Raw genomic sequence first — 13359 nt, 5'->3', positions numbered from 1 at the left:
TGTACAATTGAAATCATTTATTTACTAAAACTTTATTTCTTATTTTATTAAAATTAATCATAAATTTTTGTCCAGAGAATTTTGCATATTTAGTCGCACCATATGTATTAAGATGTGCTTTATCATAATACATAATTGTATCATTAAAATAAGGAAATTGATTATTGTTGAAAACATAAGAATCTGATAAATCAATATAATGAAAATTAGAATGATTTTTAATAAATTCATTAAGTTCAACCGGTAATTTTAATTGTTTTTTATCTGTTTTAATAAACCTTGATTTAGAATGAAATACTGAACGATTTTTCCTTATTGGATCAACATCTAAAGAAGGAAAATCAGATATTATTATAAAATCTTGTTTATCTGAAATTTGAGAAGCAACATAATTAAAAGGTTTGATTAATTCTATTTTATCTTCAGGTATATAATTTAAAACATAAAAAATTACTGGTGATATTTTCACTAATGAATCTACTATAGGAATTAACATTTCATATGACTTTCCAAAATTATTTGCTTTTCGGATTTCTTTTTTACTGAATCCGGGTAAAGTAGGAAAATAGGAATTTGTGATAACTCTAAAGCTAAAATGATTTTGCTTACCCTCAATATCCAAAAAGGTTTTCATTACTCTGGCTTTGCTATTACCAATCAGTAAATATGGATTTTTATTAAGAGTGTCACCTAAAATCAAATCACCATCGTAGTGATTATGATTATACAATATTTCAGAATTGTTCTGAACTAAATTTTCCGGAAAAGAATAAAAATAATTATTTATTCTTCTTACAAAAACAAAAATTAATAAAAATGCAACAAAGTAGATGGAAAAACACAAGAATATTTTTTTTATAGAAACATTTTTAAACATATTTTCAACATATCTATAAGAAAAATAAGAAATGATAAATGTTAACACAATTAATAAAATAGTAATTGAATATCCTAAATGATACTCTGCCAAATAATAACGAACAATTGCTAATAAAAACCAATGCCAAAGGTATATTGAGTAAGAAATGTCTCCAAAAAAAACTAAAATTTTATTTGATAATAAAGTATTAATGATTCCCTGATTATTACCTAATAACAAAGCTGTTCCAAAACAGGGCAATAAAACTGCCAATCCGGGAAAGAGAGTAGACTCATTGTAAACAAATAAAGATAAGCCAATCATTATCAAGCCTATAAAACCTAAGAAAGATTGCAAAATCTTATTTAAATTTTTAAAAACAGACCAACCAGCTACAAGAACACCTATTAAAAATTCCGGAATTCTAGCTAAAAGAGAAAAATACATTTTTTGCTGATCTCCATGAACTATTTTGTATTGAGAATATATAATAAGACCGATGATTAATATTAAAACACAGATTAATAATCTTTTTTTACTTATAAAATAAAGACAAAATGGTAAAATAAAATAAAATTGCATTTCGATTGATAAAGACCAAGTATGCAACAATATTTGTTCGTAACTTTTTGCTCCAAAATAATTATCAAAAGATGAAAAATAAACATTACTTATAAACAATAAAGCATCTTTGAATAAAGTCCTTTTAATATCGTAACCAAAAACTACGAAAGCTGTAGCTATAAAAGCTAATAATAACATAAAATAATATGCTGGAACAATTCTTCGAAATCTGTGATAATAAAAATCAATAAAACTGAAAGTATTATTTTCCTTTTTTTTCCAAATAATCAAACTGATTATATATCCAGATATAACAAAAAAAATATCAACCCCGATAAAACCTCCAGGTAAAATATTTTTATCAATATGAAAAATCCATACAGCTAGTACCGCTATAGCACGCAGACCCTGAATATCTTTTCTATAACTAATAGGTTTACTATTTAACATTAATATAAACGATTGAGAAATTATTTATGCTTTTATTTAAAGAGAGATATAATTATTTTATATAGTATATAAAATTTATTTTGCAAAAGTAGTTTAAATAAAAAAATATTCAAATATATTGTCGATTTAAATAGTTATAGAGTCATTTTATTTAAACTTGAATCATAATCTATTAATTTTAACTATTATTTATTCAAAAATTTTAAGTTAGCATCAATTCTATAAACATAAGTTATACTTATCAGTAAATATTCACATAAAATAAATTTGGATATTTAATAATTTATTTTATAAATTTGCAGTTCAAATAAGTATAACCTTTTTAAATAACGAAGCAAAATGTTCAATGTATCACATCTACAAATAATGAACGGTTTTCCTACCAGTGGAAAATCATAGCTTCGGGTATTTTCTTCAAAATATATAAACTACATGTTTAAAATAAACCCGAAGCGAATGTTTCGGGTTTTATTTTTTAACTAATATACTACTGGTAATCATAAAATAATCCAAGCCCGAATAGTTTCTGATTTTTACTTGATTTTTTAAATCGAGACTCTGTTATGTATTCGTAAAAAAGTACATCATAACGGCCTAATATAAAATTAAATATCATGGGCAAGTTAAAATTAAAAGGAAAAGATATCCTAAAAATCGGATATCCTAATACAAAAATAATAAACACAGCTATCGAAGTAATGCAAAAAAACTTCGATAAAAGAAATAAAGCATATGTATTAAGTATTCTTAAAGAAATCCAGAAAAAGCCGGAAGATTACAAAGAAAACTTAATGCTGGGACAAATAGCAGAAGAATTCCTGCAACTAACCAAGGTCGAAAAAAGAAATCTGGAAAGTCAAAGAGCTCCTTTCTCTATATTCGGTGAGGAACAAATCGCAGAAGAAGCAATTAAGCAGTTGTACACAGCCTTAAAACTCCCGGTATCTGTTCAGGGGTCACTTATGCCTGACGGACATGTTGGTTACGGCCTGCCTATCGGCGGAGTTCTGGCAACTGAAAATGCCGTTATTCCATATGGTGTTGGAGTAGATATAGGATGCAGAATGTGTCTGAGTATACTGGATGTTCCTGTTTCTTATTTGGAAGGATGTAAAGACAAATATCTTAATGCTTTACAGGAAAATACGAAGTTCGGAATGTATGAAACTCATAAAACCCATATAGATTATTCGGTTTTTGAAAATGAAGCGTTCTCTATGATTCCAATTTTAAGACGTTTAAAAGCTAAAGCTATCAAACAAATGGGTACTTCGGGAGGAGGAAATCACTTTGTGGAATTCGGAGAAGTAGAAATAACAGATGAGAAAAATGAGTTCAATTTACCCAAAGGAAAATACACAGGAATCTTATCGCATAGTGGTTCCCGCGCTTTAGGAGCAGAAATTGCTCAATATTATACCCGGGTAGCTATTGAACAATGCCCGCTGCCTAAAGAAGCACAACATCTGGCCTGGCTGGATCTTAACTCTCATTTAGGAACAGAATACTGGATAGCTATGAACCTTGCAGGAGAATATGCTTCTGCCTGTCATTTCGATATTCACCGGAGATTAATGAAAATAACAGGTGGCCGACTGATAGCCCGGATTGAAAATCATCACAACTTTGCCTGGAAAGAAGAACACAAGGGAAAAGAAGTTATTGTTCATAGAAAAGGTGCGACTCCCGCAGCCAAAGGGCAACTAGGCTTTATTCCCGGCTCGATGAGTTCCAAAGGTTTTATTGTGCGAGGACGAGGAAACGAAGAATCTTTAAATTCTGCTTCACACGGTGCAGGAAGATTACTTTCAAGACATAAGGCTTCTAACTCTATTTCAGCTTCTGAAATTAAGAAAGAACTAAAACTTCATAAGGTTGAACTTATCGGTGGAAGTAAAGAAGAAGCTCCTATGGCATACAAAAACATCAATGAAGTGATGAATGCCCAAACGGAATTAGTTGATATTCTGGGAACTTTTATGCCCAGATTGGTACGGATGGACAAAAAATAAGAGAGTAAGTGAAATATACAAATGAAGAAAGGCAGTGGATAGAAACTTATAGGCTGCCTTCTTTTCGATGGAGAAAAAGACGAATTATAAAGGGAAAAGATAAAAAATTAATTCAACTTAGAAGGGAATATGATAAGGTTAGAATGATTATAGAAAATCTTGGATTTGAAGAGTTAGAAACTCCTATCAGAAAAGGATATGAACGCTTATTTGTGTTAAGAGAAGATGTAAAAGAAAATAAAAAATCTGATTATTATCAAAATATTCTCACTAAAATAAATACGTATAGATATAGTGATAATAAAAAATTTACGAAAAGAAAAAGAAAAAAGAGACTTTCTAAACATAAGTATAAACTAGCAGAAATACAACAAATTTTGTTAGAGCCGGAAAGGCATCATTTTGAGAAGCTAACGTTTAAAGAAGATGAAAAAAAATTATTTATCCTTATCCAATACTATGATTATCCATCAAGAAAATGGAAAGAAAAATATGTCTTTAGCGAGCCATGGAGGTTTGTATTAAAAGTACGCCCTCATTACATTACCAAAATAAGAAAACGAGATTGTAATTTAGAAAATAGACGGAATGAAATAAGTCAGAAAATACATGTGAATATAAAAAACAAATATCGCTTACAAAAAATTAAAGCTGGTCCTAATCGTTGGAAATCATGGTTAGGAGAAAAAGAAAAATATAAACTCAATCTCGATCCAACAAAAAATATTTCCTTATCCAAAATATGGGAATGTACAAAAGAGAATTCTCTTGCAAACAAAAACTTATAATAGTTTATTTTTAATGAAACAAGAACAAAAAAGATATAAAGAAAAAGGATATTCCCATTTCGGTAAATTTACCGTAGAATGTCCTACCTGTAAAAAAAATGCTACAGTTAGCCATGAATATTCTTATAATAATTCTGTTATTACATGTGCTCATTGTTCTTACCAGAGAACAACGGAAGATTTCATCTTCTATAAAGCAATAGTAAATATAAACTGTCCGAATTGCGGAAAAACAATACATCAAGAACAGGGTAAATTAAAAGAAAAACCTAAAAAATATTTAGTTACATGTCCTGAATGTTCCATAAGTCTGACTGTAAAACCAAGAACTGAAAAATATATACTCACAGGGAAAGTGCAGGGAATTAAACATGATCCGATTTTCGGATTCCCCCTCTGGTATCAGTCAGATATTCGAGGCAATTTATTTTGGGGTTATAACCGGGAACATCTATTGGAAATACAAGCCTATGTGGAATCCGAATTACGGGAACGGCATTGGAAATATGGCATGAGCATGGTTGAACGTTTACCTCAATTTATCAAGGATTCTAAAAACCGTGAAATTATAGTGAAAACCATAGATTATTTATTAAAAAAATGAATTCATCAAAAAAATATAAAAAAATTGTACAATTCTCTTCCGGCAGAGGCCCTGTAGAATGTGAATGGGTAGTGGCACGGTTGATTAAACTATTTTATAAAGAACTGGAAGAAAAACAAATAGAATATAAAGTATTAGAATCGACATTGGGACAACAAGCAGGTACATTACAATCTGTTACTCTGGAATTATATGGAGAAGATAAAATAATAGAACCATTTTTAAAAAACTGGAAAGGAGTTATTCAATTTACAGGTAAAAGCATGTATCGAAAATTTCATAAACGAAAAAACTGGTTTGTAGGTGTTCATGAAGTATCGAACCTGTCAGAAATTCAAATATCAGATTCCGATATTAAATATCAGGCTGTTCGTGCACGCGGTGCCGGAGGGCAAAATGTAAACAAAGTGAATACAGCGGTGCGTGCTACTCACTCCCCTACTCTGGTTTCCGTTTTTGCTATGGACTCCCGATCACAACTGGAAAACAAGAAACTGGCAAAAAAACGCCTGTTGGAAAAATTATCCGAACTAAATCTTACTTTAGTTAAAGAGCAAATTCAGGAAAAATGGAATCAACACCTGAATCTGGAAAGAGGTAATCCGACTCGCATTTTTTCAGAGAAAGATTTATTTATCAATTAATAAAAAACAAACAATGATACGTATTGCAATATTTGCAGATATACACGGAAAAATATTACTTCCTTTTAAACTTACCGATTATTATCAGAAAATGAGTCATAAAAAAGTAGATGCTATTTTTCAATGTGGAGATTTGGGTGCTTTCCCCAAGCTGGAAAACCTTGACAAAGCTACACTCAGGCATCAGAAATATGATAGAAATGAATTAGGTTTCCATGATGACTTTGTACAAGAGAATAAAGAAATTAAAAATTTCCTTCAACAACTTGATCTGGATATGATATGTGTGAGAGGAAATCATGAGGATCATGAGTATCTGGATGAGTTAGAAAATGCTTCAGATGCTCCTCTTTTTCCTATTGATATATACAACAGGGTTTGGATTTGTAAATCTGGGTATTTACAGACTTTTTGTAAAGGTGAGGAATGTCTGACTTTTACCGGAATCGGAAGAATTGGAGACCTTAAAAACCGTAAGGATAAAAGATTCGTACAGGAATATGAGAAAAGACAAATAAACAAGCTAATAAAAAAACACAGTTATCTGGATCTGCTTATTTCTCATGATAAAGATGATTCTTCCCAAAGAGGATACGGAATGCCTGAATTAAGAAAAATAACTGATAGTATTTGCATTCCTTATCATTTTTATGGACATACGGGTGAAGATTTCAATCAACAAGTCTCTCCAAATGGAATTACCAATCACATTAAAATAAAAGAACTGGAATTTGACAGCTCAGGTTCCCTTCCTTATGGTTGTATGATCATCCTGGAAAAAGAGATGGAGCATTTGAATTTGGAAATAGTAGATCAAAAAATTATTCTTCCATTTACTAAAGAACACTGGAAATACTTATAAGTATAGCCGCCATCTTCTTTAAAATAAAATTGATTTATCTTAGTAGACAATAGCAAAATGAAGAAAAAAATACGTCAAATTATTGTTAATAACCAGATTTTTAACTGGAGATTCAGGACACTTAATTCTCAATTTTCTCATGTTTTAATATTCCCAGCTGAAAATAAAACATGCAGAATACGCATTCTTTTCAGATATAATTTAACCCACACCGGAGGAAATCCCTTTAACGAAGGATTGCCTTTTAAAAAAGGGAATGAAACTATAGTTATTAATTTAAATCAACCTAGATTTATTAATGAGTTTTTGTTACATATTTTAAAATATGAAAATATAAGTTTAACAGCAAATAAAGAATATGTTATTGATGGTCTAAAAACATTAGAGCAGCTAGGGTATAAAGAAAATAAGTTAGAGAATATTTTAATCAAAGAGTATGAAAAAAAATTTAGAGATATTACAGTAAAAAAAGAAACTTATGAATGGCAATTTTTAACTGTAATCCGAATTAAAGTTAAAAATAATTCCTCTTATACTTTAACTGTTGATATAGGCTGGTATGATGTTTGGCTTTATATGAATTCTTTACCTCCGGATGACTGTGAATTATGGCAGGTTACACCTCAATTTGTACACGATGCCATTATTTTTGCTTTAGATAATGGATGGAAAAAAAGATTCAAGCAACTTTCTATCAAGTATAAAAACAAGATGTTTCTATTTTCTGAAAAAAATAATAAACTTCCTGACCTGGAAGCAGAGATCTATTATTTTAAAGAAGAAGAAGAAGGGGGTAGAAAAACAGCAATAGCAAACGGTTACAGAGGACAATTTTTTTATAATGACAAAGATTGGGATGCTCAACAAAACTTTATTAATAAAGAAACCTGTCAACCCGGTGAAAGTATAAAAGTGTTTTTAACTACCTTTAATCCTGTTTTTCATTTTGGAAATTTTTTTATGGGAAAAACCTTTTTAATAAGAGAAGGAAATCGTACGGTCGGTAAAGGGAAAATTACCCGTATACTGAATCCGGAATTTGAAATACCTGAATTTGAAGAGAAAATCATTACAGCTATTAATGAATTTCCTGAAGAGTATTTAGAACCTTTGACTTTTCTTAATTTTTTAATTAAAACAGAAAAATATTCTTTCCTCAGCAGACATTTTTTTAATAGTGTGGAAGATCTACAAAACACTTTTCAGGAAATGGAAAAACAAGCAGTGCTAATAAGAATAAGTGAATCTTTATATATAAAATTATGATACTTTCTTTTGATTTAGATGACACCCTGATTAACGGAAAAATTACTTTTCCTGTTGAGAAACAAAATATAGTACAAAAAATTATCGGTTTTGAAAAAATACGCTTAGGAACTGTATCATTATTTAGAAAATTATCCCAAGATGGACATCAAGTTTATATTTATACAACTTCTTATAGAAATCCATGGCTGATAAAACTTAATTTTCTTTCTTATGGTATATTAATAAATAAGGTCATTAATGCAAACACGCATAATAAAATAATGAAAAATAAATCATTCCGATGCTCAAAATACCCTCCTATGTTCAATATAGATTTACATATCGATGATTCCGAAGGAGTAAAAAAAGAAGGTTTTGTTTATAATTTCGAAACTTTAATTATAAAGAATGAAGCCGATTGGAGCTCTGTAATTTTAAATAAAATTAATTCAAAATGAACTATTATTGGAAAGACTTATATACACATGATCAAAAATGGGATGGACTGCAACTTACTATTGAGAAGATTTCTACACCTGATCTTTTATTGGAAAGTGGAAACAACAGGAAAATGAAATTAAAATGTAAAAATCAAATATTATTTTGGGCTGCTATTGACAAAGACTATTGGGATGTTTCTGTTATAAGAACTTTCAGTGATAGATATACTTTTATAGGTAATATCAACTCACAGGAAATTGAAAAAAGGAAAGATTTATCAACAGAAGAAAAATACAAATCATGGAGTAGATATTTTGCAAATAATCTTCTAAAAAGCGAAAATCATTTTTTTAACACTTCCTTATGGATTTTGAAAGGATATGAGAGTAATACCCGATGTATTCAATCTAACTGTATTTTTATAGAGAAAGACTCTTTTGATGCAATTCATACGGGCGAATGGGATCAGAATCTTTTATTTTCAAAAAAAGTAGATGTTGATTCTTCAAGAATGAAATGGTGGCGAAAATTGGCTAAACAAGACCAACTTCCTCCTGTATTTGCCTGGTTTATTCCTTCGATTGGTGACTATTGGATTATAGATGGAAATTACCGGTTAAAAGCTGCTATTTTAGAAAATAAACCTGTTTCAGTTATTGCCGCATATTCTGGTTATTATAAAGAAAATATTGAGAATCCAAAAAAACGACAAGCTATAATGCATTCAGTTCAAACCGCTTTAAAAAATAAAGATCAATTAAGTTCAAAAACCATGAAAGGGATAAATAACACTTTAATACAGGCTTTTGATAATCGCCCTAAATTTAATTTACAAACTTTTTCCAAAGGAAGAATAAAATCTGAAGCTGTTTGGATTAAAGAAGTAAGTGAGTACTTAGAACAAATTGACTATCCCGATTGGGAAAACGAAATAAAATACATAATTGAATAAACCATGAACACTATACAAAATAAATATTACTTTCAGGCATTAGACAACTTCCCTTATAATATGGAAGAAACCATAGTGGCCTTGAATTATGCTTTGTCTTATGAAAAAAATGCAGATTGTTTATGTTTGCTAGCCAGAGTATATTCTGAAATTTTAAATGATTATGAAACTGCTAAAGAATATTTTGAAGAAGCTATGTCTATCAATATACATTCTTTAAATTTATATCCTTACTTCATAGATTGTTTGTTATGGAATGACGATTATAAGGAAGCAAAAAAACTTATTAACTTTGCATTGACTGTTAAAGGTATTGATAAAGCAGTCATCCTGAACAAAAAATCTCTTCTTCTAGAATATCAGAAAAAATATAAAAAAGCTTTAAATATGATTAACAACGCTCGTTTGCATACATATAACAGCAATTTCATGACTTATCTGGAATCCCGTGAAAAACAAATTAAACTGAAAAAGAAAAGTAATGAAAAATCCAAATAATGAAAACGAAAAAGATATTTTTTTATATCATTTTATTTTACATATTATATAATACAATATTATTAACCTTATGTAAATCAATTATAATAAAAAAGGAGAATGTTTTTATCCTCCTTTTTTATTATAACTATCTAATGAACTAAAACTTTTTCTTTATAAGTAGCTCCGTTTTCATATTGTACTACGAGAAAGACAATAGTCGCACCTAAAAGTTTATCTTGGGATATTTCATAAAGAGAGTTTGGTGAAAATTCTTCTGAAACTAGTTTTTTTCCATATATATCAAAAACATCTACTTTTTTAATGAGTAATTGCTCTGATTTAATAATTATTGATTTATTATGTGTGAAAATTTTAATATTCTCTTTTTTCAATGGCTCATCAATATCCAAAGTTTTCGTGAAAGTAACAGCAAAATCTTCCGCCTGTCCATACAACAAATTTTTGCATGCAGTTATGTTTTCTGATACCCAGTCAGCGACAACTCTCATTCGCAAAGGTGAATTAACTACTACATCTGAAGGAGGAGTAACGTTGATTGTTTCAGTAGTATTTTTAATTATTCTTTTTGAAAAAACCAGTTCATTCACTTCGTCAAACACTCCATCGTTATTATAGTCTATATAAGCTTTTACATTTTGATCATTTATATTTACTGAGATAGAAAGAGGTGTTTCGACACCTACAGGGATACTTGTCGTTGCTTTATCTGCATAGCATTTAGCAGGATTATCTATATAAAAAAGAAATCCATCAACATTATATCCCCCTGATTTGTAATTGATATCACCAAAAGTTACATTGGCAGGCCCCATTTGATACTCATTTTCAGGATTTGCAATAGATGTAGGTACACAAGCTTTAACGGGCTGAATTAGTTTTTTATCATCAGGTTGTTCTCCTCCCTTTGAATTAATATGAGAAGCTCTAAACGCCAATATATGAGCAATCGCTCGCTGTCCTTGACCATCGGTAAATCGGGTGAGTTTATATCCGTAGTTCATGATATTGTATTGAGTACCTTGATAATACGTTCCTGTACATGGGTTTATATCTGAACTGGTAGGTACAGGATAGGTATTTAATAGACTTTGCGTAGGTTCTGTATCGCATACAAAATCATCATCTACCGTACAATCGCCTGTACTTGGTGGGCATACTCCCCCGTTACCGCTTACGTCTCCAAACGTATGCTTTAATCCCATTGCGTGCCCGAATTCGTGTGATAAGGTGGTATCTGTATTTTTAACTATAGTAGACACCATTAGTGTTCTGTCATCAGAACCCCCAGGATAATATGCATACCCCGCTAAACCTCCTTTCGAAGCATCGTTTCCATCAAATTTGTTTATTACATAAATATTATAATAAAAAAGCCGATCCCATTGGCTCAGATTATATAACTGACTTTCAGTAACTCCATTGTTTCCGTTTCTTTTCACACCGTATTCAACATAATCCGGAAGCTGAGAACCATCAATACGGATAATACCTGAAGTAGGGTTACAACTCATATCTCTTTTTGCTAAAACCAATCGTATGGGTATACGTGTACCTCCCGTGCCTGGACCGTCAAATCCGGGTGCTGTACCTTCATATATTTTATTAGTTGCATCAATCCAAGATTGAATTTGTTCATCTGTCTTATTATACTGGGTACCTATCGGTGATCCATCATGAAAAACATGGACTACCACCGGAATTTCGTATATTCCGTTATCCGATTTGTATACTTGTTGCAAACGCCCTGACTTAGCTAACACAGAAAGTTCTTTGTTAAATTTCTGTATTCTATCTTTAAATCCGGGATCTAGCTCCATTAATTCTTTATTTACCTCTTCTGCACCACAAAATGTGTGATAAATATTTTCTTGTGCAGAAAGACTTAAGGAAATCCAAAGAATTGAAAATAAACTGTAAAAAATTTTCATACGTTACTTTTTATCCGTAAAAGTAATGCATATAATATTATTTTATCTGAATATTTTATAAAATTTTACCCTCAATTTAAAATTAAAATTTATAAATTGAGGGTAATTTAAAAAAATCAGATGAGTTTAAACTCTGTTTTATTATAAAAAAGATAAATTAATTTCTGTTCCTTTATTTTCTATTGAATTAATTTTATAGTTGATGCTATTTTTTTCAAATATTCGCAAAGCAATGGATAAACCAATCCCCTTACCTGAAATATTTCCTGCATTTTCAGCACGATAAAAAGGCTTACTTATTTCACTCAATTGTTTTTCCGGAATACCTATTCCATGATCCTGTATGGTCAATCCTAATTTTTTATTTACTTCAAATAATTTAATATTAACTCCATTTCCTTTCGAAAATTTTACAGCATTTTCAATAAGGTTGAATAAGGCTATAAACAACTGGGTTTTATCTATATTTATTTGTAATAGATCTTCTCTTTCAGGAGAAATTTCCCATTCAAAATTTAGCTTCTCAGTATAATCCGGATATTTACCGGAAACTTTTTTTATAATTTCAAAAATCATTTCATCAATTCTGATTTGCTCAGAAATATCAGTATTTTTTCTTAAATCAGAAACTATAAGTAGAGTTTCAAGAATTTCTTCCAACTGCTGAATTTCACTTATTAAAGTATCAGTAAGCGTATGGTATTCTTCGGGCGTTCTGTCTTTAAGAGAAAACACTTCGAGGTTACCCTGAATTGCTGTTAAAGGTGTTTTAAACTCATGGGAAACATAACTCACAAAATTTTGCTGTATTTTAAATGTATCTGAAATTTTACTGAGTAATTCATTAAAAGTTTCGGTTAAATCATAGAGCTCATCCTGAACCGTATGAGTAGTTGTTAACTGCATACTGTCTCCCGGCGACATTTCTTTCACTTGTTTTATAGTATCTCTTATGGGGCGGTAAGCAATATTTGCAATCCATTTATTTAGTAAAACGGTGGCTAACAAACCTAATATAAAAGCTGACAAAAGAATCCATATTAACGGATTTATATAGTTATATACATCTTTTTTCTTTTCTTTGGTTATAATAACAAAGTCACCCTGATTATCATTATAATAAACTCCATAACATAAAAAATTTTCCGTGGTAAACATCAATTTCTTTTTTAACCGGATATTTTCTATGATATTAACAGAAATATCAGGAGTATTACCATAAACCAGCTGATTATCTTCATCGTAGATTTCGTAATCAGGATCTGCCATTTTTTCATATTGTTTTTTGATCTTCAGGAATTCCTTGGGACTTACTTCATCTTCTTCAAAAAAATAATGTCCGATGATCTGAGACGTTTTTTTAAGATTTCTGTAGACAGAATTTTCGATGTTCCTTTTATAAAGTCCAAAAATTAAAAGGGAAACAACGATAAAAACAATCCCCCATAAAGCTGAGCTAATTATGCTCAAACGTGTCTGTATTTTCATCGGACATTTTTATTTTTC

Annotated in this window: 12 protein-coding genes; 9 read left to right on the top strand and 3 right to left on the bottom strand. The window is 30.1% G+C overall.

What is annotated here, in order from left to right:
- Positions 1 to 13: 13 nt before the first annotated feature.
- Positions 14 to 1873 (bottom strand): acyltransferase family protein, encoded by a 1860-nt coding sequence (locus EQ921_RS02925; RefSeq protein WP_128330486.1) that lies wholly within the window; start codon positions 1871 to 1873, stop codon positions 14 to 16.
- A 614-nt stretch (positions 1874 to 2487) separates the two neighbouring features.
- Between EQ921_RS02925 and EQ921_RS02920 the strand changes: the two genes are divergently transcribed.
- From EQ921_RS02920 to EQ921_RS02880, 9 genes are read left to right on the top strand one after another with little or no spacing between them, the layout of a single operon-like run.
- Positions 2488 to 3885, top strand: a complete 1398-nt coding sequence (locus tag EQ921_RS02920; RefSeq protein WP_128330485.1) for an RtcB family protein — start codon at positions 2488 to 2490, stop codon at positions 3883 to 3885.
- A gap of 8 nt (positions 3886 to 3893) precedes the next feature.
- On the top strand, positions 3894 to 4673 hold the full coding sequence (locus EQ921_RS02915; RefSeq protein ID WP_128330484.1) for a hypothetical protein: 780 nt from the start codon (positions 3894 to 3896) through the stop codon (positions 4671 to 4673).
- A gap of 13 nt (positions 4674 to 4686) precedes the next feature.
- Positions 4687 to 5277 (top strand): hypothetical protein, encoded by a 591-nt coding sequence (locus EQ921_RS02910; RefSeq protein WP_128330483.1) that lies wholly within the window; start codon positions 4687 to 4689, stop codon positions 5275 to 5277.
- Positions 5274 to 5921: a peptide chain release factor H gene (gene prfH / locus EQ921_RS02905; RefSeq protein ID WP_128151044.1), complete on the top strand. Its 648-nt coding sequence runs from the start codon at positions 5274 to 5276 to the stop codon at positions 5919 to 5921. The genes EQ921_RS02910 and prfH overlap by 4 nt, the downstream gene beginning before the upstream one ends.
- A 13-nt stretch (positions 5922 to 5934) precedes the next feature.
- Entirely contained in the window at positions 5935 to 6783 is an 849-nt protein-coding gene (locus EQ921_RS02900) for a metallophosphoesterase (RefSeq protein WP_221410456.1), read from the top strand.
- A 57-nt stretch (positions 6784 to 6840) separates the two neighbouring features.
- On the top strand, positions 6841 to 8049 hold the full coding sequence (locus EQ921_RS02895) for a hypothetical protein (RefSeq protein WP_128330482.1): 1209 nt from the start codon (positions 6841 to 6843) through the stop codon (positions 8047 to 8049).
- Entirely contained in the window at positions 8046 to 8489 is a 444-nt protein-coding gene (locus EQ921_RS02890) for a hypothetical protein (RefSeq protein ID WP_128330481.1), read from the top strand. The genes EQ921_RS02895 and EQ921_RS02890 overlap by 4 nt, the downstream gene beginning before the upstream one ends.
- Positions 8486 to 9424 (top strand): hypothetical protein, encoded by a 939-nt coding sequence (locus EQ921_RS02885; RefSeq protein ID WP_128330480.1) that lies wholly within the window; start codon positions 8486 to 8488, stop codon positions 9422 to 9424. Before EQ921_RS02890 ends, EQ921_RS02885 begins: the two co-directional genes overlap by 4 nt.
- Positions 9425 to 9427: 3 nt before the next feature.
- Positions 9428 to 9922 (top strand): hypothetical protein, encoded by a 495-nt coding sequence (locus EQ921_RS02880; protein ID WP_128330479.1) that lies wholly within the window; start codon positions 9428 to 9430, stop codon positions 9920 to 9922.
- A 131-nt stretch (positions 9923 to 10053) separates the two neighbouring features.
- Here the strand turns inward: EQ921_RS02880 and EQ921_RS02875 are convergent, their stop codons facing one another.
- Both EQ921_RS02875 and EQ921_RS02870 read right to left on the bottom strand, forming a co-directional pair.
- A complete protein-coding gene (locus EQ921_RS02875; RefSeq protein ID WP_128330478.1) occupies positions 10054 to 11853 on the bottom strand; it encodes a GEVED domain-containing protein in 1800 nt (599 codons plus the stop codon).
- Positions 11854 to 11994: 141 nt separating this feature from the next.
- Positions 11995 to 13341: a HAMP domain-containing sensor histidine kinase gene (locus EQ921_RS02870; RefSeq protein ID WP_128330477.1), complete on the bottom strand. Its 1347-nt coding sequence runs from the start codon at positions 13339 to 13341 to the stop codon at positions 11995 to 11997.
- Positions 13342 to 13359 lie beyond the last annotated feature (18 nt).

This window comes from Apibacter sp. HY039 (genome assembly GCF_004023655.1).
GTDB lineage: Bacteria > Bacteroidota > Bacteroidia > Flavobacteriales > Weeksellaceae > Apibacter > Apibacter raozihei.
The sequence above is the reverse complement of the archived record's forward strand: the minus strand, read 5'-3'. Positions and strand labels throughout refer to the sequence as shown.